Annotated in this window: 18 protein-coding genes; 9 read left to right on the forward strand and 9 right to left on the reverse strand. The window is 70.3% G+C overall.

Annotation, left to right across the window (positions count from 1 at the left end):
- Positions 1 to 59: 59 nt before the first annotated feature.
- The 4 genes from HDA40_RS26695 (at position 60) to HDA40_RS26710 (ending at position 5,769) form a co-directional block, all read left to right on the forward strand.
- Entirely contained in the window at positions 60 to 512 is a 453-nt protein-coding gene (locus HDA40_RS26695; RefSeq protein WP_253760488.1) for a rhodanese-like domain-containing protein, read from the forward strand.
- Positions 513 to 597: 85 nt separating this feature from the next.
- Positions 598 to 4,263: an SCO7613 C-terminal domain-containing membrane protein gene (locus tag HDA40_RS26700; RefSeq protein ID WP_253760491.1), complete on the forward strand. Its 3,666-nt coding sequence runs from the start codon at positions 598 to 600 to the stop codon at positions 4,261 to 4,263.
- 21 nt (positions 4,264 to 4,284) lie between these two features.
- Entirely contained in the window at positions 4,285 to 4,683 is a 399-nt protein-coding gene (locus HDA40_RS26705; protein ID WP_253760493.1) for an SHOCT domain-containing protein, read from the forward strand.
- A 48-nt stretch (positions 4,684 to 4,731) separates the two neighbouring features.
- Positions 4,732 to 5,769: an FHA domain-containing protein gene (locus HDA40_RS26710; RefSeq protein ID WP_253760494.1), complete on the forward strand. Its 1,038-nt coding sequence runs from the start codon at positions 4,732 to 4,734 to the stop codon at positions 5,767 to 5,769.
- Positions 5,770 to 6,012: 243 nt separating this feature from the next.
- On the opposite strand, the gene rocD is transcribed toward HDA40_RS26710, so the two are convergent.
- From rocD to HDA40_RS26725, 3 genes are all read right to left on the reverse strand, one after another.
- A complete protein-coding gene (gene rocD / locus HDA40_RS26715; protein ID WP_253760496.1) occupies positions 6,013 to 7,212 on the reverse strand; it encodes an ornithine--oxo-acid transaminase in 1,200 nt (399 codons plus the stop codon).
- Positions 7,209 to 8,057, reverse strand: a complete 849-nt coding sequence (ddaH, locus tag HDA40_RS26720; RefSeq protein ID WP_253760498.1) for a dimethylargininase — start codon at positions 8,055 to 8,057, stop codon at positions 7,209 to 7,211. The genes rocD and ddaH overlap by 4 nt, the downstream gene beginning before the upstream one ends.
- 131 nt (positions 8,058 to 8,188) lie before the next feature.
- A complete protein-coding gene (locus tag HDA40_RS26725) occupies positions 8,189 to 9,259 on the reverse strand; it encodes an AI-2E family transporter (RefSeq protein WP_253760499.1) in 1,071 nt (356 codons plus the stop codon).
- Between the two features lie 184 nt (positions 9,260 to 9,443).
- Here HDA40_RS26725 and HDA40_RS26730 point away from each other — a divergent pair, with 184 nt between their 5' ends.
- From HDA40_RS26730 to HDA40_RS26740, 3 genes are all read left to right on the forward strand, one after another.
- Positions 9,444 to 11,117 (forward strand): carbohydrate binding domain-containing protein, encoded by a 1,674-nt coding sequence (locus tag HDA40_RS26730; RefSeq protein WP_253760501.1) that lies wholly within the window; start codon positions 9,444 to 9,446, stop codon positions 11,115 to 11,117.
- A gap of 329 nt (positions 11,118 to 11,446) precedes the next feature.
- A complete protein-coding gene (locus tag HDA40_RS26735) occupies positions 11,447 to 12,946 on the forward strand; it encodes a sugar transferase (protein ID WP_253760503.1) in 1,500 nt (499 codons plus the stop codon).
- A gap of 93 nt (positions 12,947 to 13,039) precedes the next feature.
- Positions 13,040 to 13,786 carry an SDR family oxidoreductase gene (locus tag HDA40_RS26740; protein WP_253760504.1) on the forward strand — a complete coding sequence of 249 codons (747 nt, stop codon included), beginning with the start codon at positions 13,040 to 13,042 and terminating at the stop codon, positions 13,784 to 13,786.
- Between the two features lie 63 nt (positions 13,787 to 13,849).
- Here the strand turns inward: HDA40_RS26740 and HDA40_RS26745 are convergent, their stop codons facing one another.
- Together HDA40_RS26745 and HDA40_RS26750 are read right to left on the reverse strand one after the other, a co-directional pair.
- Positions 13,850 to 15,820, reverse strand: a complete 1,971-nt coding sequence (locus HDA40_RS26745; protein WP_253760507.1) for an N-acetylmuramoyl-L-alanine amidase — start codon at positions 15,818 to 15,820, stop codon at positions 13,850 to 13,852.
- A 141-nt stretch (positions 15,821 to 15,961) separates the two neighbouring features.
- Complete coding sequence (locus tag HDA40_RS26750) at positions 15,962 to 16,567, reverse strand: TetR/AcrR family transcriptional regulator (RefSeq protein ID WP_253760509.1); 606 nt, start codon at positions 16,565 to 16,567, stop codon at positions 15,962 to 15,964.
- Between the two features lie 81 nt (positions 16,568 to 16,648).
- Here HDA40_RS26750 and HDA40_RS26755 point away from each other — a divergent pair, with 81 nt between their 5' ends.
- Positions 16,649 to 18,139, forward strand: a complete 1,491-nt coding sequence (locus HDA40_RS26755) for an MFS transporter (RefSeq protein ID WP_253760510.1) — start codon at positions 16,649 to 16,651, stop codon at positions 18,137 to 18,139.
- A 1-nt stretch (position 18,140) separates the two neighbouring features.
- On the opposite strand, the gene dtd is transcribed toward HDA40_RS26755, so the two are convergent.
- Positions 18,141 to 18,563 carry a D-aminoacyl-tRNA deacylase gene (gene dtd, locus HDA40_RS26760; protein ID WP_253760512.1) on the reverse strand — a complete coding sequence of 141 codons (423 nt, stop codon included), beginning with the start codon at positions 18,561 to 18,563 and terminating at the stop codon, positions 18,141 to 18,143.
- A 50-nt stretch (positions 18,564 to 18,613) separates the two neighbouring features.
- Here dtd and HDA40_RS26765 point away from each other — a divergent pair, with 50 nt between their 5' ends.
- Positions 18,614 to 18,940, forward strand: coding sequence for a hypothetical protein (locus HDA40_RS26765; RefSeq protein ID WP_253760514.1), 327 nt, complete (start codon positions 18,614 to 18,616; stop codon positions 18,938 to 18,940).
- Between the two features lie 301 nt (positions 18,941 to 19,241).
- Here the strand turns inward: HDA40_RS26765 and HDA40_RS26770 are convergent, their stop codons facing one another.
- From HDA40_RS26770 to HDA40_RS42215, 3 genes are read right to left on the reverse strand one after another with little or no spacing between them, the layout of a single operon-like run.
- Positions 19,242 to 19,844 carry a TetR/AcrR family transcriptional regulator gene (locus tag HDA40_RS26770; RefSeq protein ID WP_253760515.1) on the reverse strand — a complete coding sequence of 201 codons (603 nt, stop codon included), beginning with the start codon at positions 19,842 to 19,844 and terminating at the stop codon, positions 19,242 to 19,244.
- 37 nt (positions 19,845 to 19,881) lie between these two features.
- The gene (locus tag HDA40_RS26775; protein ID WP_253760517.1) at positions 19,882 to 21,087 is read right to left on the reverse strand and encodes an MFS transporter; all 1,206 of its coding nucleotides are present in this window, start codon (positions 21,085 to 21,087) and stop codon (positions 19,882 to 19,884) included.
- Between the two features lie 43 nt (positions 21,088 to 21,130).
- Entirely contained in the window at positions 21,131 to 22,366 is a 1,236-nt protein-coding gene (locus HDA40_RS42215) for a PucR family transcriptional regulator (RefSeq protein WP_253760519.1), read from the reverse strand.
- Positions 22,367 to 22,388: the final 22 nt, after the last annotated feature.

The raw sequence follows: 22,388 nt of genomic DNA on the forward strand, positions 1-22,388 counted from the left end.
TCGCACAGCGGCGATACCGCCACTTCTGCGCGCGGAAGATCATCGGCAGGATTCACGGCATGAGTGCAGTGCTGAACACCCCGCCCGCCGCCCCCGACGTTGCCGCCGCCCACTTCGCCGCCCGGCTGACGTTCGAGGCCGACGTCTCCGACGTCCACACCGACCTGCCGCTCGGCACCTTCGTGCTGGTGGACTCGCGCTCGATCGACGCCTGGGAGCAGGGCCACATTCCCGGCGCGGTGCACCTGCCGACCGCCGCCATCGCGACCGAGGCGGCCGGGCTGATCGACCGGGACAAGGTCGTGGTGACCTACTGCTGGGGGCCGGGCTGCAACGGCGCCACCCGCGCCGCGCTCGCCTTCGCCCGGCTCGGCTACCGGGTCAAGGAGATGATCGGCGGCTATGAGTACTGGGTACGTGAGGGCTTCGACACCGAGTCGCTGCTCGGCAAGCGGAGCAACGAGATCGACCCGCTGACCGCGCCGGTGACCGGGGTTTCCTGCGCCTGCTGAGTACCTCGGGAAAAGCTGAAAGCGCATCGCGAATGAGCTGTTTCGCTCAAGACCCGAGTACGCCCAAGTTGCGACCATCGCTGGCATGACGTCCTATCCGTGCCCGGCCTGCCTGACCGAAGCCTCGCTCGAGTCCGGCTGCCCCGGCTGCGGCCGCCCACCGGACCCGATCGCGGCCGAGGTCATCCAGCTCGACACGCAGATCGTGGAGCTGACCGCACAGGCCGAGCGCGCCCGGTTGGCGTACGCCGACGTTTCGACGCAGCTCCAGGTGGCCCGGCAGCGGCGGGCCCGGCTCGCGGCCCAGGTCTGGGCGCAGGCCCGGCCCGCCACGCCCGTTGCGCCGGTCGGCCCGGGGTTTTCGGTCCAGTCTTCGGGCCGGCCGCCGGTCGGCGCGGCTGTTCCCGGTGTTCCGGCCGCGCCGTCCGTCCCGGCTGGGCAGCCGGTTCCGAGTCGACAGCCGTCGGCGGCTCGGCCGGAGGCCACGACGCAGACGGTCAAGAACATCCTGTTCGTCCTGGGCGGCATCCTGATCGGCATCGCGGCGATCGTGTTCACCGCGTTCGCCTGGGGCACCTTCGGGATGGCGGGCAAGGCGGCGATCCTGGCCGTCTTCACCGGCGTCGCGCTGACCGTGCCGCTGCTCGCCCAGCGCCGCGGCCTGCGCGGCACAGCCGAGACGTTCGCCGCGATCGGGCTGCTGCTGGTCATCCTCGACGGCTACTCGGTCTGGAACGTCAACCTGCTCCGCGTCCATGACTTCTTCTCCAGCTGGACCTACACCGGCCTGGTCGCCGCGGCGACGGCCTCGATCTCGCTCGGCTACGCCTGGCTCACCCGCCTGTCCGGCCCGGCCGTCGGCGGCTTCCTATTGGCTCAGCCCGCGCTGCCACTGCTCTTCGTCGACGTGGCCGACGGGCGTACCGGGGGATTCGCGCTGGTCTTCGCGACTGTCGCAGTAGGCAACCTGCTCGCCGTGTTCAGCCTGCGCCGGTTCGCGGGCCGCTCGCTCGCCGTGGTGCTCCAGATCCTCGCCTGGCTCGGGTACGCCGTAAGCCTGCTGGCCGCGCAGACCCTCGCGTTCGTCCGGCTGGCCGTCGCCGCCCCGATCGGTTCGGTCCTCGCCGGAGCGGCGTTGCTGCTCCTCGTCGGGGCCGTCGCGGTGGCCGCCGGTCCGGTGGCGCGCCTGCGCCCGCTGACCGTCACCGGGGTGGCCTGGTTCGTCGTGCTCGCCCTGATCGCCCAGGCGCGGATCGCTCGAGTGGTCGACGGCCACATACTGCTGTGGACGTCGGTATGCGTACTGGTGTTGGCGGCGCTCGGCCACCTCGTCCGGTTGGTGTCCCGGGCGGCCGCACTGGGCGTGGTCATCGGGACCGCGATCGGCGGCGGTGTGGCGGCGATGTTCGCCGGCACCTTCGCGGCGTGGACCGGGCTGGTGTCGCTCGGCGTCGACGCCCGGACGGCCCCCTACGACTGGGCGCTGCCGGTGTCGATCGCGCTGCTCACGGTGACCGCGGTCGTGTCGGTCCTGCCCCGGCCCTCGGTCGCGACCGCAGTCGCGGCGGCCGGCCTGGTGCCCCTGGCCCTCGCCGTCCCGGGACGTCCGCCGGTCACCGACTGGCTGCCGGCCGTCGCCGACCTCACCGCCGTCGCCGTGCTGCTCACCGCCGTCCTCATGCAGCGGCACGTCGCCGTCCGGCTCGTCGCCGGGATCGGCGCGATCGGGCTGTCGGCGCACGCCGTGCTCAGCTCGTTGGCGTACCCGCCGCAGGCGGCCTGGACGCTGGGCGCCGTCCTCGTCCTGGCGCTCGCCACGGCGGTCGCGGCCCGGCCGGGGGACCGTACGCCGGGAGCCGTGAGCCTCGCGGCGGCTCCGCCGCTGCTCGTCCTGCTCGCCGCCGCGACCGCGAACGCGTCCGGCGTCTCCGACGCCGCCGTGCTCCACACGGCCGCGCTCACCGCGCTGATCCTGCCCGCCTTCGTGTGGCTGCTCCGCCGAGTCGACGCGTACGCCGTCGTGCTGTCCTGGGCCGTCTTCGGCACGGTGCTCGCGACCGTCTTCGGCGCGGTCCTCGCCGTTCCCGGGGACGGCTGGAGCAAGTCGCTGTACGTCGCCTTCGGGCTACTGGCGCTCGCCTTCCTCCCCACCGCCGTCGCTTCCCCCGCCGCTCCCGCGGGCTCGCCCTCGCCTGCTGCCGGCTCGCCCTCGCCCGCCGCCGGCTCGCCCTCGCCGGCCGCCGGCTCGGGTTCCGAGCAGATCACGGATATGCCTGCTTCCGAGGCCCAAGATTCGATGCAGATCCCTGATCCGCCGCTAATGGGCGGCCCGAGCGCGGCGGGGGTGGCGAGTGCGGCGAGGGTGGCGAGTGCGGCGAGGGTGGCGGGGGTCGCGAGTGCGGCGGGGGTGACTGCGGAGCGCATCGTCGGCTGGGCACTGCTGGCGGTCGCTCTGCTGCTGGCCCGGCCGCCGCTCGGCGTACTCGTCGAGTCGTATCGCTGGCTCGGTGAGGGTTGGGCGTCGGCGCCCGCCGGCTCCGGTCTCGCGCCCGGCGACGGAACCGTCGTCGTCGGTGGTGACGTGCTCGCGTTCGCGGTGCTCGCGCTCGCTCTCGGCGTACAGCTCGGGTGGCGGGCGGCGGTCTCGGTCGCACCGATCCCGGCCGTTCTCGCGCTCGTCTGGCTCGACGTACGCTGGCCGGGCGTGCCGCTGATCATGCTGCTCGCCGGGCTGGCCCGGCTCGTCCGCACCGGCCTGACGAAGCGGCCGACCGCCGTCGACGCCCTCATCGCGGCGTACGCGGCCGTCATCGCGGGTTCGGGGCTGGCCGCGTTGTCCGCCACGAGCTGGTCGTCGATTCTCGGCCTCTCCCTGGCGACGGCGGCGTTCGTCGTGCTCGGCGGTTGGGGCGGAACCGCCGGGGTTCGCTGGGTGGCCTGGCCGCTGGCCGGGATCGCCTGGACCGGGCTCGCCGCCGTCAGTGCGAACGCGGCCCACCTGCCGCCTCGTCCGACCGGTCTGGTCGTTCTCGCCGCCGCAGCGGTCCTCGTCGCGGTCAGCTTCCTCCCAACCTCTCCCGAAGCCCGGCCGGGCCGGGAGGTGCGGGCGCTGGAGCCGCTGGCCCACCTCGTCGCTGCGCTGCTGCTGCTCTCGGCGTACGCCATCCCGAGTCCGGCGATCCACGTCGCGAAGGTCTATCTCGGCTGGGGGCTCGTCGTCGGGGCCACCGTGCTGACCCGGCGGCTCCCCGTTCTCCGGGCCGCCGTGGCCGCTGCGCTCGAACTTCTCGCGCTCTGGTCGCTGCTCTGGGCGTACGACATCAAGGCGATCGAGGCCTATTCGCTCCCGCTCGCGCTGATCGCGGTGCTGGTGGGCCTGCTGGCGATGCGCCGTGACCCGAGCCTGTCGAGCTGGCTGGGCTACGGCCCGGCGCTGGCGGCGGGGTTCGGGCCGACGCTGCTCGCGGTGCTGCCGGGGGAGGGTGACCCGGTGCGGCGGGTGGCGCTCGGCGTGGCTGGGCTGGCCGTGGTGCTCGCGGGGGCGATGCGGCGCCGGCAGGCGCCGGTCGTGATCGGCGGGAGTGTGCTGGTGTTGCTCGCGCTCCACGAGCTGACCCTGTATTGGACCCGCCTGCCGCTCTGGCTGCCGATCGGCGTCGGTGGTGCGATTCTGCTCGCCCTGGCGATCACCTATGAGCGACGACTTCGGGATCTTCGGGTGCTTCGCACAAAGCTGGCATCTTTCCGATGAAAAGTCGGCAAAATGAATGCCATGGACTTCTGGGATACGTTTTGGCTTTTGCTGATCTTCATCCCGCTCCTGCTGGTCTGGGGCTTCGCGCTGGTGGACATCTTCCGGCGCGACGACCTGGCGGGCTGGCTGAAGGCGCTCTGGGTGGTCGTCGTGGTGATCGCGCCGTTCTTCGGCACCCTGGTCTACCTGATCTTCCGCCCGCCCGGCGCGACGCCCGACGAGCGCAAGGCGATGGACGAGGCGAGCCGGGACTTCGTGGAGAAGTACGCCCCGACCGATTCGGCCCAGCAGCTCGCCCTGCTGTCGGACCTGCACGACCGGGGCAAACTCAGCGACGACGAGTTCACCGCGGAGAAGAGCCGAGTCCTGGCGCACGACCCGAAATACCAAGGGCAGCACCAGTCGGCCTCTTCTTGACAAGTACCGCATCTGGCCGCTGCTGGCGCTGGCCAGTAGGGTTCCAGCATGCGGTTTGAGGTAAGCCATGTCCTGGATGCGATCGAGCGCCGCCTCACCACTGAGCCGGCGCTCGCCCGCGGTGTGCTGGACCTGGCAGAAGTCGTCCGCTACGTGGACCTCGACGGCGGCCGCCCGGCTACCCTGCTCCGCCTGGGCATGGTGGTCGACGCGCTCGCCCGCCACCTCGCCGAGGAAGGCATCCAGGTCTACTGCGTGGTCGACAAGCAGCTGCTCTCCGACCTCGACCAACCCTCCAGCGAGCGGATGGTCATCCGGCGCTGGGCCGACGACGGGCACGTGGAGGTCGTACAGGGCTCCGGGATGCGCGTACGGGAGTTGAACGAGATCGCCGGGCTGCCGATCATCTCGCGCAACCTGCCCGGACTCGCGGCGCTGCCCGGAGCGGGCGGCGCCGTCATCACGGTCCGCGGCCCGGTTCCGACCGCCCCGTCCGATCTCGGCCGTCGCCTGATGTCGCGGCGGTGGCGCTGCCCCGACCCGGAATGCGCGCTGTTCGCGGGCATGCGCGTGGCCGTGGGCCAGCCGCTGCCCAAGCTCCGGGGCAACCCCCTCTGCCCGCGCCACGACCTGCCGCTGGCCGACACCGGCCCCGCGCCGGCTCAGGACGTCCTGGCGGTACGCGTCAACGGCGTGATCAAGCAGCGTTTCCTGGTGACCGGGGCCGGACCGGTGACGGTCGGGCGCGCCCCCGAAGGCAACTGGGACAGCGACAGCCGGTCGATCGTCCTGGGCCCCTGGCTGGACGAAGGCGGCGTCAAGGCGGTCAGCCGCAACCACGTCGTAGTGGCGTTCGACCACTCCGGGCTGTCGGTCAAAGACGTCAGCATGAACGGGGCCTGGATCTACCCGGGCGGCGACAAGATCACGCCACGGCAGCCCCGGACGCTCGGGCCGGCCGAATACATCGAGCTGTACCCGGGTGTGGAGATCGGGCGGCCGGGCAGCCTCGCCGCCGGCACCGGAACCGTCGGTTCCGTCCTGGTGGACGCCCCGACGATGTCCTTCCGCCTCCCGCCCGCCTAGCCCCCCGCTCGCTCCCCCGGGGGCTTTCCGCGCGATCATGAACTTATCGTCGTGATCGACCGGTGTGTCGTGTCCGCAGCGCCCTGATCAACTCCCTAACGGCATGATCGACGTAGCGGACGTAGCAGACGTAGCGGACGTAGCGGATGCAGCGGACGCTTCGGACCAAGCGCACGCAGCGGACTTGGCGGTGACCGAAAGAGCGCGCCGGACCTGTCCGGCGCGCTCTTGGCTTGTGGAACGTCAGGCGATGACGGAGTGGAACTGCTCCAGTGCCCAGTCGACCTCATCGGCCGTAATGGTCAGCGGCGGCGCGAGCCGGATGGTCGAGCCGTGCGTGTCCTTGGCGAGTACGCCGCGCTCCATCAGCTGAACGGAGGCGTCCCGCCCGGACATGCGCGCGGGGTCGATGTCGACACCGGCCCACAGGCCGCGGCCGCGTACTTCGGTGACGCCGTCGCCGATGAGCTTGGCGAGCCCGGTGTGCAGCCGCTCACCCAGTTCGCGGCTGCGCTCCTGGAACTCCCCGGTACGCAGCAGGTCGATCACGGCGATGCCGACCGCGCAGGCGAGCGGGTTTCCGCCGAAGGTGGATCCGTGTTCGCCCGGCTTGAGGACGCCGAGGACGTTCTGGTCGGCGGCGACCGCGCTCACGGGGACGATGCCGCCGCCGAGCGCCTTGCCCATGATGTACATGTCGGGTACGACGGCTTCGTCGTCGCAGGCGAAGGTGTCCCCGGTACGCCCCAGGCCGCTCTGGATCTCGTCGGCGAGCATCAGGACGTTGTTGCGCGTACACAGGTCCCGGACGCCGGGCAGGAATCCGGCCGGGGGCACGAGGACACCGGCTTCGCCCTGGATCGGCTCGACGAGGACGCCGACGGTGTTCTCGTCGATCGCCGCTTCGAGGGCCGCGAGGTCGCCGTACGGCACGAGCTGGAAACCGGGCGTGTAGGGCCCGAAGTCGTCGCGTGCGTCGGGGTCGGTCGAGAACGACACGATCGTCGTCGTCCGCCCGTGGAAGTTGCCCTCCATCGCGATGATCTTCGCCTGCCCCGGGCGTACGCCCTTGACCAGGTAGCCCCACTTGCGGGCCACCTTGATCGCGGTCTCCACCGCCTCCGCGCCGGTGTTCATCGGCAGGATCAGGTCCTTGCCGGTGAGGTCGGTGAGCTTCTGGCAGAACTCCGCGAACTGGTCGTGGATGAACGCCCGGCTGGTCAGGGTGACCCGGTCGAGCTGGGCGTGCGCGGCGGCGATCAGCGCCGGATGCCGGTGGCCGAAGTTCAGCGCGGAGTAGCCCGCGAGGCAGTCGAGGTAGCGCTTGCCGTCGACGTCGGTCACCCAGGCGCCCTCGGCGTCGGCGATCACGACGGGCAGCGGGTGGTAATTGTGCGCGGTCCAGCGCTCGGCGGCGGCGACGGCTTCCGGGGTCTTGCTCATGAACGCAGCTCCAGGGTGCAGCACTTGGGGCCGCCGCCGGCGAGCCGCAGCTCGCTGACGTCGACTCCGATGGTCTGGTATCCAGCCTGCTCCAGGGCGGCGGCGAGCGCCACCGCCTGCACCGGCAGGACGACGGTTTCGCCGTCGCTGACCGCGTTGAGGCCGAGCACCTCGGCGTCGGCGACGGTCGCGATGACGGCGTTCGGGAACAGCTGGCGGAGCACGGCCTGGCTGCCCGGCGAGAACGCCTCGGGCAGGTACGCCACGTTCACCGGCTTGACTGACTGCACTCCTGGCTCTTCACGCGAGCGCTCATCACGATCGCCATGCGACAGCACCGCGAGAGCGGTGTCGAGGTGGTAGAACCGCGGGTCGACGAGCTGCAGGGTGATGACCGGGCGGCCGAACAGCTCCTGGACCTCCGCGTGGGCGGCGTGCGAGGTGCGGAATCCGGTTCCGGCCAGGATGTAGTCGCCGGCGAGCAGGATGTCGCCTTCGCCCTCGTTGATCGCCTTCGCCTCGGTGACCTCGAAGCCAGCGCCCCGGAACCATTCGGCGTACGCCGGACCCTCGTCGGCGCGCTCGGCGTCGCGGAACTGCACGGCCAGCGCCTTGCCGTCGACGACGGTTCCGCCGTTGGCGGCGAACACCATGTCGGGCAGTCCGGGCAGCGGGTCGATCTCCTCGATCTGGTGGCCGAGGCTCTCGTAGACCCGCTTCAGCTCGGTCCACTGCGAAATGGCCAGGGCGGTGTCGTACGGGGCGGCGGGATCCATCCAGGGATTGATCCGGTAGGTGACCGCGAAGTGGGTCGGTCGGCACATCAGGTAACGGCGTGTCGGCATGCGAACCAAGTTAGGCCGGTTGAGCAGCGCGAACCAGGCGCGAAGGTTGCGTACGACGCAATAACGTTGCGCAGTTCGCACGACTCGCGGCGATTCGTAAACAGCGGTTCTCCGGCAGGTTTCGTAGGCGGCTAGAGCGAGTCCTGCCGGGGATGGACCACCTGCCGGATGATCAGCTGGATCGCGGCGTACCCGGGGACGGAGATGAACACGCCCATCACGCCGAACATGGCGAATCCGATGAGCACCGAGACGATCGCCGCCAGGTTGGAGATCTGCACCGCCTGCCGCATCACCCTGGGATAGATCAGCCAGTTTTCGAGCTGCTGGTAGACCACGAAGAAGATGATCGTGGCGATCGCGACGCCGAGGCCCCGGGCGCCGAAGGCCACCAGAGTCACGATCGTCGCGCCGAGGGTGGCCCCGATCTGGGGGATGAGGTCGCAGACCGCCACGACCAGGGCGAGCAGGAGGGCGTACGGGACGCTGACGATCCACAGGTAGATCAGCGCGACGGTGCCGGCGACGAACGCGATGCTCAGCGAGCCGACGAGGTAGCCGCCGACCTTGTCGAGGATCTGGTCGGCGATCCCCGCGACGCGGTCGCGCCGGCTCAACGGGATCAGCTGGTACGCGCCGTCCCGGAGCCGGTCGAAGCCGGCCAGGATGAAGAACATCAGGATGAACGCGGTCACGAAGTTGAAGATCCCGGCCGCGACAGTGGTGGCCCCGCCGAGCAGCCCGCCCAGGACGTTGCTGATGTTCGCCGGCGTGATCAGCTGTTCCACCTTCGCCACGACGTCCTCGCTGCTGGTCAGCTCCTGGACCCGGGGATCGTTGAGGACCTGCTGGATCCAGCCCGGGATCGCGTCGATGACCGAGCCGAGCTGGCTGACCGCGACCGGGATGAGCAGCGCGAGGAAGCCGCAGGCCAGCAACAGGAACCCGATGAACAGCAGCAGGACGGCCAGGCCCCGGGACATGCCGCGGCGCATCATCCACTTCACGACCGGGTTGAAGCCGATGGCGAAGAACCCGGCCGCGGCCACGATGGTGAGCACGGTGCCGGCCGCCTGAACCAGGTTGGCCGCCACCACGACCAGGAGCAGCGCGAGTCCTATCCAGAGCCCGATCTTGAACGGATGACCTGTCGCCTCGGCGGCCAGCGGTCGGGTCCGGTGCGGGGGCGGAGTCTCCGGCATACCCGTTCAACGACCAGTCGATCTCCACGATCTGCCGAGCTGCCACGCAGACGAGTAGGCACTGTTAACCATATTTACTGTTAAGACTTTTTCCTTTAAGGTTCATCTGCGTTCGTAGTTCCATCGATCTCTGTGTGCCGGCTGCCGGGGGAGACGGCGCGCGGAACTGATCTAGGAGAATCCCATGTACCGACGCATCTTGGCGGTCGCCGGCGCCGCGCTGCTGGCCGGCGCCGCCGTGCTCGTCGCATCCACCTCCGCCTCGGCCGCGAACATCCTGTCCAACCCCGGCCTCGAGAGCGGAACCCTGAGCCCGTGGTCGTGCTCGGGAAATCTCGGTTCGGTCGTCACCACCCCTGTCCACAGTGGCAGCCGAGCCCTCCAGGGCGCGGCGTCCGCGGCGGACAACGCCAAGTGCACGCAAACGGTCGCCGTCCAGGCCAACACCGCGTACACGCTGACCGCCTGGGTCCGGGGTGGCAGTGGCTACGTCTACCTCGGCGTCACCGGCGGCAACCAGGTCTGGAACCCGTCCGCCGCGAGCAACTGGGTCCAGCTGTCCGTCGCGTACACCACCGGCGCTTCGCAGACCTCGCTGCAGATCTTCGTGCAGGGCTGGTACGGCACCGGCACGTACTACGCCGACGACTTCTCGCTCGACGGCCCCGGCGGCAACCCGTCGCCGAGCCCCACGACGTCGGCTCCGCCCGGCGTACCGGGGACTCCGGGCACCCCGTCGGTGACCGGCACCACCGCGTCGAGCATCTCGCTGTCGTGGAGCGCCTCGTCCGGCACCGTCACCGGCTACCGGGTCTACGAGGGCACCACCGTACGCGCGACGGTCACCGGCACCACGGCGACCATCTCCGGTCTCGGGGCCTGCGCCAGCCACACCTACACCGTGGCGGCGTACAACAACTCCGGTGAGTCGGCGAAGTCCGGCGCGACGACCGGCAGCACCACCGGTTGCACGAGCACGGGTGCGATGGCGGCGCCGTACTACTACAACGGCTGGGGCAGCCCGCCGTCGATCACGACCGTCATGTCGGCGACCGGTATCAAGCAGTTCACCATGGCGTTCATGCTCTCCGGTGGCGGCTGCACCCCGGCCTGGGACAGCTCCCGTCCGCTGACCGGCGGCGTCGACCAGCAGACCATCAACGCGGTCCGCGCGGCCGGCGGCGACGTCGAGATCTCCTTCGGCGGCTGGTCGGGCAACAAGCTCGGCCCGAACTGCTCCAGCGCGACCGCCCTGGCGGCGGCGTACCAGCAGGTCATCTCGGCGTACAACCTGAAGTACATCGACATCGACATCGAGAACACCGACGAGTTCGAGAACGAGGCCGTGCAGGACCGGATCCTCGGCGCGCTGAAGATCGTCAAGGCGAACAACCCGGGCATCAAGACGATCGTCACCTTCGGCACTTCGACGACCGGCCCGACGTACTACGGCACGCGGCTGATCAACCAGGCGGCGGCGCTGGGCGCGAACATCGACGTCTTCACCATCATGCCGTTCGACTTCGGTGGCGGGGCCGACATGTACAACAACACCGTCAACGCGGCCAACGGCCTGAAGAACGCGCTGAAGACGGCGTTCGGCTGGACCGACGCGCAGGCGTACGCGCACCTCGGCATCTCCGGCATGAACGGCTACTCGGACCAGTCCGAGATCACCACCACCGCCATCTGGACCAACATCCGGAACTGGGCCAACACCAACCACATCGCGCGGCTGGCGTTCTGGTCGGTCAACCGGGACCGGGGTTGCGCCGGCGGCGGCGTACAGGAGTCCTGCTCCGGCATCGCGCAGTCGGACTGGGCGTTCACCAGCATCACGGCCGGGTTCACCGGCTGACACCCGAGCGGGCTCGTTGTCGCCCGTCCGGGCGGCAGCGGATCGGCTCACCGGGTGAAATCTGAGTGAGTGAAAGGCGACGGCGGATGCGGAACCAGACGATGGGACCGTTTCCGCCGTCGCCCTTTCGGTCTCCATAGGACGGAGCAAGTGGACGCAATCGCAGCTCGCGCAACGCATCTGCGCTGGTGACCGATAGGCAACGGTCCGATCGGGCAGACCCGGATCATGCGTCCGTCGGCAACTGACAGGTTCCCGTCTCACCGCCCGTAACGGGTGGGCGGCAGGCGACGATGATGCCCTTACCGGACAGGCATCGAGGGGGTGCGATGACCACGGCTTCCGTATCCGCCGCGCTGAGTGACGCGTCCGCGTCCACAGCCGCGGATGAGGTGCGCCGGCTCGCCGAACGGCGCCGCATCTATGTGCGTACCCTTGTCGCCTGCGACGCGGTGGTGATCGCAGCCGCGATCTTCGGCGGCTACCTGGCCCGGTTCTCCACCGCGAGTCCGCCGCGTATCGACGTCCCGTATGGACTGATCGGCGTGACGCTGGGCTTGGCCTGGCTGATCTGGTTGCGGACCGCGCGGTGCTACGACGAGCGGGTGCTCGGCTACGGCACCGACGAGTACCGCCGGGTCGCGGGCGCCAGCGCGCGGCTCGCGGGCACCGTGGCCATCCTCGGCTACATCATCAACATCGGCGTCTCGCGCAGCTTCCTCGCCATCGCGTTCCTGATGGGCACCGTCGGGCTCATCACCGCGCGCTGGGTGGCGCGCAAGCGCCTGCACCGCGCGCGCTCCCGCGGCACCGGCTGGTCGCATCGGGTCCTGGTGGTGGGTGACGCGGCCCATGTCCTTGAGCTGGTACGCCAATTGCGACGCGAGCCCTACACGGGCTACCGGGTGGTCGGCGCGTGCATCCCGGACGGCCTGCTCGTGCCCCGGACGGTCGGAGCGCCGCAGCAGCGCCTCGGCGACGTGCCCGTGGTCGGCTCGTTCCGCAACATCGTGGAGGCGGCGACTGGGGCCCGCGCCGACACCATCGCCGTCACCGGGTCGAACGAGCTGACCGCCTCGCGGCTGCGCCGCCTGGGCTGGCAGCTGGAGGGCTCCGGGATGGATCTCGTCGTGGCGCCCGCCCTGGTCGACGTGGCGGGGCCGCGCATCCACACGCGCCCGGTCGCCGGTCTGCCGCTGATCCACGTCGAGCAGCCCGACTTCGCCGGCGGCACCAAGATCGTGAAGAACGTGGTGGAGCGCATTCTCGCGATCGGCGGGCTGCTGGTCGCCTTGCCGGTCCTGGTTCTCGTGGCGATCGCCGTGAAGCTGGACAGCCGGGGACCGATCCTGTTCCGGCAGCGCCGGGTGGGCCAGCACGGCATCGAGTTCGACGTCTTCAAGTTCCGCACCATGGTCGTCGACGCCGACCAGCTGGTGGAGACCATGTCGGGGCTCAACGAGACCAACGGCCTGATGTTCAAGATGCGTCAGGATCCGCGGGTCACCCGGGTCGGCCGGATCCTGCGCAAGTACTCGCTGGACGAGCTGCCGCAGCTGGTCAACGTCGTCCGCGGAGACATGAGCCTGGTCGGGCCGCGGCCGCCGCTGCCCAAGGAGGTCGCCAAGTACGACGGGGATGTGGCGCGGCGGTTGCTGGTCAAGCCGGGCATCACCGGGCTGTGGCAGGTCAGCGGACGGTCCGACCTGTCCTGGGAGGACGGGATCCGGCTCGACCTCTACTACGTCGAGAACTGGTCGCTGACCTCGGATCTGTCGATCCTCTGGAAGACGGTCGGCGCGGTCGTCCGCTCGCGGGGCGCGTACTGATCTCCTCCCGATAGTTAAACTACCGCCGGTAGTTAAGTTGGCTACCGGCCGGTAATGTCGCGGGCAGCGTTGCTGGCGACGAGGGAGGCATACATGCGAGTGGCGATCGTGACCGGGGCGGCCCGGGGGATCGGTGCGGTGACGGCTCAGCGGCTGGCCGCCGACGGGATGAAGGTCGCGGTCGTCGACCTGGACGAGCAGTCGTGCCAGGCGACCGTCGACGAGATTCGCAAGAACGGCGGCGAAGCCGTGGCGGTCGGTGCGGACGTCAGTGACACCGACGCCGTGGCGGCGGCGGTCGACCGGGTGGCCGAGCAGCTCGGCGCGCCCACGGTGCTGGTGAACAACGCCGGGGTCATCCGCGACAACCTGCTGTTCAAGATGACCGACTCGGACTGGGACAGCGTGATCTCCGTGCACCTGCGGGGCGCGTTCCTGATGACCCGGGCGGCGCAGGCGCACATGACGCAGGCGAAGTACGGCCGGATCGTGAACCTGTCGAGCACGTCCGCACTGGGCAACCGGGGTCAGGCGAACTACGCCGCCGCGAAGGCCGGCCTCCAGGGCTTCACCAAGACGCTGGCGATCGAACTCGGCCCGTTCGGCGTCACCGCCAACGCGGTCGCGCCGGGCTTCATCGTCACCGAGATGACCGCCGCGACCGCTGCCCGGGTCGGGGTGGACTTCGAGCAGTTCCAGGCGGCTCGCGCGGCCGAGACCCCGGTACGCCGCGTCGGCTATCCGGCCGACATCGCGCACACGATCTCGTTCCTCGTCAGCGAGGGCGCGGGGTTCGTCACCGGCCAGGTCGTCTACGTCGCAGGCGGCCCGCGCGGCTGACGAGGAAAGCAAAGAACGCGGCCCCCGACCTCATTGTCGGGGGCCGCGTTCGCCGGTGGGGACTTAGACCACCGCGGGACGGATGTCGACGTCGGCCAGGTTCACGAACATGATCCGGTGGCCGAACTGGATCTGGACGTACTTCGTCTCGCCTCGGACGACTGTCCAGTCACCGGGGCTCGACCCGTCGAAGGTCACCGCGCGGTAGTACTCGCTGGGCAGGATGTTGCCCACGACGTACTTCTGCCCGGCGGCCAGGGTGTATCCGGTCAACGGCGCGATCGCCTGCACCGGTACGCCGGCCGGGTACGCCGCCGCCTCCGGGTACGCCCGGCCGTAGACCGGGATGGTGGCCTTGCCCGCCTTGGGGGTGATGACGAAACCGGTCGACCACACGGCGGCCGGGTTCGACGGCGGGTTGTAGAACCAGCCCTTCTGGCCCAGGTACCAGATCGCGACCCAGTCGCCCTGCCGGTCGGCGATGGCGTACTGCTGGCCGGTCTCGACGCGGGCTCCGTGGTCGGAGATGTGCATCGTGGCGGGCTTGGTGCCGTTCAGGTAGAAGTCGGTCAGCAGCGGCGCGTTGGCGTCCGGCGCCGTACGCAGCACGACCGAGCCGGAGCCGTGGGCGGCGCACAGCACGCCCTTCTTGACGCAGCCGGTGAAGGCCGGCTGGTTGGTGGCGTAGTCCGGCTTGATGGTCACCATGCCGCCGTGGGCGGTGCCGATGCCGCGGATCGGAGCCTTCAGCAGCTCCATGTAGCGCGCCCAGTCCCAGTAGGGGCCCGGGTCCCAGTGCATGCCGCCGACGTTGGCCGGGGTGATGCCGGGGACGTTGTCGTGGCCGATGATGTGCTGGCGGTCCAGCGGGATGCCCAGTCGCAGGGCCAGGTACCGGACCAGCTTCGACGACGTGCGGTACATCGCCTCGGTGTACCAGGCGCCGTTGGCGGCGAAGCCCTCGTGCTCGAGGCCGATCGACTTCGAGTTGACGTACCAGTTGCCGGCGTGCCAGGCCACGTCCTTGGCCTTGACGTGCTGCGCGATGTGGCCGTCGACCGAGCGGAGCGTGTAGTTCCAGCTCACGTAGGTCGGGTCCTGCACCATGTTGATGACACCCGGGTAGTAACCCTCGGTGTCGTGGATGACGATGTACTCGATCTTCTGCTGCGCCGGGCGGTTGCCCAGGTCGTGGTTGCCGTAGTCGTCGCCGGGCAGCACCTGGTAGGGTGCCGGAATCCACTCGCAGTCCAGGTTGACCGGGCACTCCAGGCCGTCGGGCCGCTGCAGGTGCCGCAGGCCCAGGCCGTTCAGCCACTGCCGGTTCGGCGTGGTGGCGCGGGCGGTGAGGGCCAGCGCCTGGCCGTCGTCGGTGGTCCGGGCTGCGCCTTCGGCCAGCGTCGCGTACACCTCGTCCGCGAAGGCGGCCGCGGCGGCGTCGTCGGTCGCGCCGCTGTAGCGGGCCACCGCGCCGTACCACTCGGCCACGTCGCTGTTCGCGCCGGTCGGTGCGGTCAATTCCTGCTGGTACGCCGAAAGCAGCGCCGCGCCGCCACGGATGTTGGCCGTGACGTCGGTCCGCAGCTCCTCCTTGGACAGGCCGGTCGCCGTGGCGGCCGCGTCCAGCGTCTGCAGGGCGGCGGGGTCGGCGCCGGTCCCGGCCGGCTGCTCGATCGGAGCCTTGACCGTCGTCCGCGAGTCGTCGCCTCGGGAGTCCTCGGCCGGCGCGTCGGTCGCCTCCTCCTCCCGGGGGAGCGACGTCACGTACGCCGCGTCGGTCAGGTGCATCGGGCCGAACCCGGCGCTGGTGCTGGGCAGGCCGCCGTTGACGTCCCAGCGGGACTCCAGATAGGAGACGGCGAGCAGGATGTCCGCCGGTACGCCGAACTCGGCGGCGGCGTCGGTGTAGGCCTGTTGTCTGGATGAGGCCGTGGTCTCGGCGGCGGCACCCGGGGTCGCGGCGAGTCCGCTCGCGACGAAGGTGAGTGCGCTCAATGAGGCCAGCAGCCGGAAACGGCGCTGTGGGGGTTGCATCGTGCCTCCGGCGGAAGATGGAGTGATCCTCTTCGGGCCAATCTGGACCGGCCGGAGGGGAGAGTCAATCGTTTAGGGGTGCCGTGTTGTTAAATCTTTACGTAGACGGCTCCCTTGGCGAGAAATCCTCACGGAGCGTACTCATTCAAGGAGGTCGAATCCTCGTTCGGCGAGGGTGACGGCCTCCGGGTAGACGGCGTCCGGCTTGTCGCCGGCGAGGACACGGGCCACGTTGTGTTCGACGAGTGCGCTGATCACGCCCATGATCTGGCGGGCGCGTACGTGGTCGAACGGGGTGGTCGGGCCGGGCTCGGCCAGGGCGTCGGCCAACGTGTTCGCCCGGGTCAGCTCGTAGTGCAGGGCGCGGGCCAGCAGGGACGGCGTACTGCGGGCGAGCCGTTGCATCAGCATGACCGGTTCGCTGTCGCTCAGTCCAGTGGCGGGATCTCGTGCGGCCAGCGCCCCCAGGAACTGCGTCCGCAGCGCCTCGACCGGGGACTGCCCGTCGGGGCGGGCGCGGACGACCCGGGCCGGCTCGTCGATGTGGTCCTCGACCGGCATGAGGATCAGGTCCTCCTTGGTCGGGAAGTAGTTGAACAAGGTCATCTTCGAGACATCGGCGGCGGCCGCGATCTCGGCCGTGGACACGGCGTCGAAGCCCCGCTCGGCGAACAGATCCAGCGCCGCGCGCCAGAGCCGTGCGGAGGTCTCCTTCTTCTTGCGCTCGCGCAGCCCCAGCTCTCCCATGAGCCGGAAATATACCAGATACAAAAACTGACTCAGCAAAAGTATTGACTGAGTAAAAGTTTGGCGGGCATGCTGAATCGCATGACGGAACGACAGAAGAAGATCGCGATGCTGCTCTGCGTCTTCACGATCGTGATGGCCGTGATCGACAACAACATCGTCTCGGCGGCGGTCGTCCCGATCGTCCGGGAGCTGGACCCGGTGCACGGTGTCGATCGGCTGCCGTGGCTCGTCAGCGCCTTCGCGCTGGCCGCGACGGCGATGCTGCCGCTGTACGGGAAACTGTGCGACGTCTTCGGCCCCAAGCTGGTCTACCTGGGCGCGATCGCGACCTTCCTCGCCGGTTCGGCGCTCTGCGGCGCGGCTCAGAGCATGGGGCAGCTCATCGCCTTCCGGGCACTCCAAGGCGCCGGCGCCGGTGGGCTGATGAGCGTCACGATGGTGGTGCTGGCGCACCTCGCCGGCGGTCCGGGCAGCGGCAGCACGCGCGGCGGCAACTTCGGTGGCGTCGTGGCCGGCGCGGGCATGGCGCTCGGGCCGTTCCTCGGCGGCATCCTGGCCGACCACGGCCAGTGGCGCTGGATCTTCTACCTCAACCTCCCGGTCGGGCTGCTCATCCTGATCGTTTCGGCCCGGCTGCTGCGGCTGCCCGAGAGCGAGCGCACGCACCGCATCGACTTCCTCGGCGCGGGCCTGGCCGCGGCGTTCGCCGTCGGGCTGCTGCTGATCAGCGAGTGGGGCGGCAGGGAGTACGCCTGGGACTCGCCGACGATCCTCGGTCTCGTGGTCGCCACGCTCGCACTGCTGGGCGCGTTCCTCTGGCGGCAGGCGGTCGCGGCCGAGCCGATCCTGCCGCTGAGCCTGTTCCGCAACGCCACGATCAGCCTCGGGTTCGCCATCCAGGGCCTGATGGGGCTGACCATGATGGGCTCGATGGTCTACGTCATGGTCTACCTGCAGGTGGTCCGGGGTGTACCGGCCGCGCAGGCGGGCCTCTACCTGATCCCGATGGCGGCCGGGCTGACGGTCGTCGGGATGGTCGCGGGCAAGCTCAGCGAGTCCGGAGTCTCGCGTAAGGGGCTGCTCGTCTCGGGCACGGCGATCGGGACGCTCGCCATCGGCACGCTCACCTTCGTCGGGGCGGACACCGACCTCTGGTACGTCCGGGGTTCGCTGTTCGTCCTTGGCATCGGCTTCGGGCAGCTGCTCGGGCTGCTCATCGCGGTCGTGCAGCAGGCCGCTCCGCGTACGCAGTTGGGCGTCGCCACGACCGCGATCCGGTTCTTCCAGAACCTCGGCGGCGCGTTGGGAGCCGCCGTCCTCGGGACGATCCTCAGCCGCGCCTTCACCGCCCGGATGCCGGGGATGTCCACCTCGGCGGTCGCCACTCTGACCGGCGACGTACGCACCGCCGCCGTGAACGCCCTCGTCCACAGCATGGATCTGGTCTTCATGGTGGCGACGGGTGCGATGGCGGTGAGCGTGGTCCTCGCCCTGATGCTGCGGATGCCCGTCGCGACGCCGGAACCGGCGGCGCAGCCGACGCTCGCCCCGGAGCCGGCGAAGGTCTGAGCTACAGGTCGACGATGACCGTGTTCGGGCCGACGTTCACACTCTCCACCAGCATGTGGGTCCGGAAGCGTCCAGTCTCGACAGTCGCACCCCGCGCCCGCAGCGCCTCGACGAACGCCGTGAAGAGCGGCTCGGCGACGGCGGCGGGTGCGGCGGCGCTCCAGCCCGGGCGGCGGCCCCGGCTCGTGTCGGCGTACAGGGTGAACTGGCTCACCACCAACAGTGGCGCGCCCAGGTCGGACGCGGACTTCTCCGCCGGCAGGATCCGCAGCTCGTGCACCTTGCGAGCCATCGTGGCGGCGGTCGCCTCGGTATCACCGTGGGTCACTCCCACCAGGACCAGGAGACCGTCGGAGACCTTGCCGACGACTTCGCCGTCGACGGTCACGCTCGCCCGGGAGACCGTCTGCACCACAGCACGCATCGCCCCAGCCTGCCATGGCGCATGCCGGGACGATGCGTGAGGTTCAGACGATGCGTGAGGTTCAGCGGACCGCGGACCTCCGGACGAGACGGGCGCCGCCGAGCAGGGCCACCCCGATCGCGAGCAGGATCGCCCCGAAGAGGGCGAAGCTGCCCGTACGCGAGCCCGTGGTGGGCAAGGTGGAGACGGTCGGCGAGACCTCGGTGGGCGAGGCTTCGGTGGGCGAGGCTGACGTAGGCGAAGCTGTCGGCGACGCCGAGGTCGGCGTCGGAGATGGCGAATGGGACTTGGATCGGGTCGGCGACGGGGAGACCGACGTCGGCGAGGACGATGGCGATTTGGACTTGGTGCCAGTGGGGTACGGCGAATGGGAGTAATCCCCGTTGCCGTGCCCCCCGCTGTAGCCGGCTTGAACAACGGCCGGCTCCGCGCCGGCGGTGCCGGCGGCGAGCGCCGCGATGCCGCTGACGAGAGCCGCCACGGCGAATGCGGCCATAGTCGCGCCGAGAGCGCGTCGGATACGCGTGGTCGATTCCTGCATGCACCTGAAACAGGGCCGTGCGGCTGTCCGTGACGCCCTATATCGGCGAGTCTCCATATTCTGTCAGGCATCTGACAAAATGGTCCCGAAAGGGGTAATAGGGCGGATATGCAGGGGTTTCTTGGTTTGCCCGGCAGTCAGGCGAGGGCTGCCGGATCGATGCCCACCTCTTTGGCGGTGGCCGTACGCACCCAGTCCGTGGCCTGCTTCTGGGACAGCACCTTGTCGTGCACGGTCAGCTGCACCGCCAGCCCGTCCACCATCGCGTTGATCCGCCACGCGGCGCCGGCCGGGTCGTCACAGGTGAACGAGCCGTCGTCGGCGCCGGCGGTGATGACCGCGGTCAGCGCCTCCTTCCAGCGCAGATCCATGCGTCGGGAGACCTTCTCCAACTCCGGTACGCGCATGGCCTCGGACCAGCCGTCGATCCAGATCGCCCAGGACTTCGACCGGCCGCTCGGCGCGAGGTGGCGCAGCAGCTTGGCGAGCTTCTCCGGCGGGCTGGCCTTGGACTCGATCACCGCCTGCATCCGGGCCAGATCCTGCTCCGCGACGTACGCGAAGGCTTGGGTGAGCATCGCGTCCTTGCTCGGGAAGTGGTAGTAGACCAGCGACGGGCTGACGCCGGCGGCCGCCGCGACGTCGGCCGTACGCGTCCGGGCGAAGCCGCGTTCCACGATGACGTCCGCCGCGATGCGCAGCAGGGCGTCAAGCCGGAGTTCGGCGGAACGGCGAGTCACCTTGCCTACGGTATGGCATCCGGGGTGGACGTGGGGGTCACCGCGTTCGCCGCATCATCGTCGCAGCCAGCACGGTCGCGGCAGCGACCAGCGAGGTGGCGGTGAGCGCGGCCGCGATCAGCCCGCCGCCCCGCGCGGCGACCAGCCCGGCGAGGGCGGCTCCGGCGGAGTAGCCGACGAAGACCGCGGTCCCCGTCCAGGTGAACGCCTCGGTCTGGCGAGCGAGCGGAGCGAGCGACGTGACCAGCCCCAGCTCCACCGCGGTCATGGGCGCGATCACGAGTCCGCCCAGCGCCAGGATCGCGCCCAGACTCGGCAGCCCGGCGCTGAGGCAGATCAGCGCGAATCCGGTCGTGTTCAGGGCGGCGAGCAGGAACAGCAGCCGCCATCGGGACATCGTCGGGTTCGCCCCGGCGAACCACAGGCCACCCAGGATGGATCCGGCGCTCCACGCGGCGATCACCGCGCCCGCTCCGGCCGGGCTGCCCTGCGCGGCGGCGTACGCCGGGATCGCGACCTCCATGAGGCCGTAGGCCGCCGCCTCCAACCCCGCGACGGCGAGCAGGATCGTGAGCGCGACGGTCAGCAGCCGCGGCCGTTCGCTGACTCGCGATTCAGCGTCGGACACGGCGACGCGATAGCGGGCGGCGGGCGCGACGGCGAGTCCGACCGCACCGGCGGCCGACATCGACGCCGTCAGGGCGACGGCCGCGTACGGTCCGGCCACCGCGCTGATCACGGCGATCAGGGCAGGTCCGACCACATACGTCAACTCCGAGCAGACGGCGTCGAGGGCGTACGCCGTGCTCGCGTGGCCGGGTGCGAGCCGGGGCAGCACCACCCGGGTCACGGCCGACACCGGCGGGTTGGCCGCACCGGCGGCGGCCATGACGGCGAGGAGCACGCCGACCGGCGCGTGCCCGGCCAGCACGGTGATCAACGCGGTGAGCAGCAACGCGTTGACGATCCCGGTGGCGGCCAGCACCGTCGGGGCATGCCCGCGGTCGGCCAACCGGCCGAGCCAGGGCGCGCTCAGCGCGGTCGCCGCCGAGTTGACCGCGGTGGCCAGCCCGGCGATGGCGTACGAACCGGTGCCGTGGTGCACCGCGAGCACGAACACCAGCGTCGACATTCCGTAGGGCAACCGGCCCACCAGGGACGGAACCGTGACGCGGGTGACGCCCGGTACGCCGAAGAGCGCACGGTACCGCCGGGCGGCGGTGACCACGGCGAGACCAGACATCCGGCCAGCCTACACTGACTGAACCGTCAGTCAGTTTTCTCGGTCAGCTCGCCAGATGGATCGCCTTCAGGGCGAGATGAAGCTGCAGGCGCTGGAGGCCGTCCCGGAGATCGACGCCGCACAGCTCGGCCGCCCGGGACAGCCGGTAGTACAACGTCGTGCGATGAATGCGCAGGTGCGCCGCGGTCGCAGCGGCGTCCCCCGCAAGATCGAGGTACGCCTCCACCGTCGCGGCCAAGTCCGGCGGCAACCGGTCGACGCCCGGATACAGCTCGGGTGCGGTCAGCCCGGCCGCCGAGAGCACCCGGTAGACGCCCAACTGCGACCACATCGCCACCCGCTGCGCCGCTGGATCAGGGATCCGAGTCGAATCTTGCCCCTTGATTCGACCCAGATCCCTGATCCGCTGGGAACCGGCGGTCCCGGGGACGGCGGCCCCCGGGATGGCGGTGGCGGGCCGGGCGGCGGCGGGCAGGGCGATCGCGGGTAGGGCGAGCGCTTGGGTGGCTTGCGCGACGGACTGATGGACGTCGGCCAGCCGGGCCACGGGGTCGCCGACGCCGACCCCGGAATCGGCCTGCTCGGCGAGGTGGGCCGCGGCGTCGGCCGGGGCGACCGAGCCCGACCGCAGCAACAGCAGGCCCTGCGTCGGGCGTACGAGGTGGACCGCGTAGCGGTGGCCGCAGTAGCGGCGGGTCGCGACGAGCGCCTGTTCGACGACCGCGGCCTCGCCGACCGAGACGACCAGAGCCGTGCACGGCCCGTCCGACTCCAGCATCTCCGCGCCGACGATCTTGGTGGCGGCATCTGCCCGGACCGCCGGATCATCGGCCAGCAGTCCGCGTACGGCGTCGGCCTCCCGCCGGGCGGTCAGCTCGCCGAGCAGGTTCACCCGGTACAGGGCCAGCGCGAGGTCCTCGGCCAGCCCGACCGCGCGGTTCACGTCGGCGGCGGACAACTCCGGGGAGTCGACGAACCAGACGAAGCCCAGCAACAGGTCGCTGTGCCACACCGGAACGCACACCCGAGGCAGCAGCCCGAGGGCAGGCTCGGCCGGAGTGCGTACGGGGTGGCGGGCGCGCGTGATCTCGAAGCGCGCGAAGAACGAGATCACCTCGGCGGTGGTGCTCCGGCGCAGGATCGAGTCACGGCGTACGACGTCGAGCGGTTCGGCCTGCGCGGAGTAGCAGACGACTCGTTGCCGCCGGTCCTCGACCAGGACGGGCCGGCCCATCCGGTCGGCGATCCGGTCCACCAGCAGCTGTAGTTCATCGCGCACTCGACAAGTGTAGGAACCCTGG

It is taken from the genome of Hamadaea flava, from assembly GCF_024172085.1.
In the GTDB taxonomy this organism is placed as follows: Bacteria; Actinomycetota; Actinomycetes; order Mycobacteriales; family Micromonosporaceae; genus Hamadaea; species Hamadaea flava.

What these genes read in the sequence shown, in the direction of transcription:
- HDA40_RS26765 (WP_253760514.1), top strand. Translation starts at nt 18,614, where the DNA reads ATGCGTGAGGTTCAGCGGACCGCGGACCTCCGGACGAGACGGGCGCCG.
- rocD (WP_253760496.1), bottom strand. Translation starts at nt 7,212, where the DNA reads ATGAGCAAGACCCCGGAAGCCGTCGCCGCCGCCGAGCGCTGGACCGCG.
- HDA40_RS26775 (WP_253760517.1), bottom strand. Translation starts at nt 21,087, where the DNA reads ATGTCTGGTCTCGCCGTGGTCACCGCCGCCCGGCGGTACCGTGCGCTC.
- HDA40_RS26725 (WP_253760499.1), bottom strand. Translation starts at nt 9,259, where the DNA reads ATGCCGGAGACTCCGCCCCCGCACCGGACCCGACCGCTGGCCGCCGAG.
- HDA40_RS26745 (WP_253760507.1), bottom strand. Translation starts at nt 15,820, where the DNA reads ATGCAACCCCCACAGCGCCGTTTCCGGCTGCTGGCCTCATTGAGCGCA.
- HDA40_RS26740 (WP_253760504.1), top strand. Translation starts at nt 13,040, where the DNA reads ATGCGAGTGGCGATCGTGACCGGGGCGGCCCGGGGGATCGGTGCGGTG.
- HDA40_RS26695 (WP_253760488.1), top strand. Translation starts at nt 60, where the DNA reads ATGAGTGCAGTGCTGAACACCCCGCCCGCCGCCCCCGACGTTGCCGCC.
- ddaH (WP_253760498.1), bottom strand. Translation starts at nt 8,057, where the DNA reads ATGCCGACACGCCGTTACCTGATGTGCCGACCGACCCACTTCGCGGTC.
- HDA40_RS26710 (WP_253760494.1), top strand. Translation starts at nt 4,732, where the DNA reads ATGCGGTTTGAGGTAAGCCATGTCCTGGATGCGATCGAGCGCCGCCTC.
- HDA40_RS26755 (WP_253760510.1), top strand. Translation starts at nt 16,649, where the DNA reads ATGACGGAACGACAGAAGAAGATCGCGATGCTGCTCTGCGTCTTCACG.
- dtd (WP_253760512.1), bottom strand. Translation starts at nt 18,563, where the DNA reads ATGCGTGCTGTGGTGCAGACGGTCTCCCGGGCGAGCGTGACCGTCGAC.
- HDA40_RS26750 (WP_253760509.1), bottom strand. Translation starts at nt 16,567, where the DNA reads ATGGGAGAGCTGGGGCTGCGCGAGCGCAAGAAGAAGGAGACCTCCGCA.
- HDA40_RS26705 (WP_253760493.1), top strand. Translation starts at nt 4,285, where the DNA reads ATGGACTTCTGGGATACGTTTTGGCTTTTGCTGATCTTCATCCCGCTC.
- HDA40_RS26700 (WP_253760491.1), top strand. Translation starts at nt 598, where the DNA reads ATGACGTCCTATCCGTGCCCGGCCTGCCTGACCGAAGCCTCGCTCGAG.
- HDA40_RS26730 (WP_253760501.1), top strand. Translation starts at nt 9,444, where the DNA reads ATGTACCGACGCATCTTGGCGGTCGCCGGCGCCGCGCTGCTGGCCGGC.
- HDA40_RS26735 (WP_253760503.1), top strand. Translation starts at nt 11,447, where the DNA reads ATGACCACGGCTTCCGTATCCGCCGCGCTGAGTGACGCGTCCGCGTCC.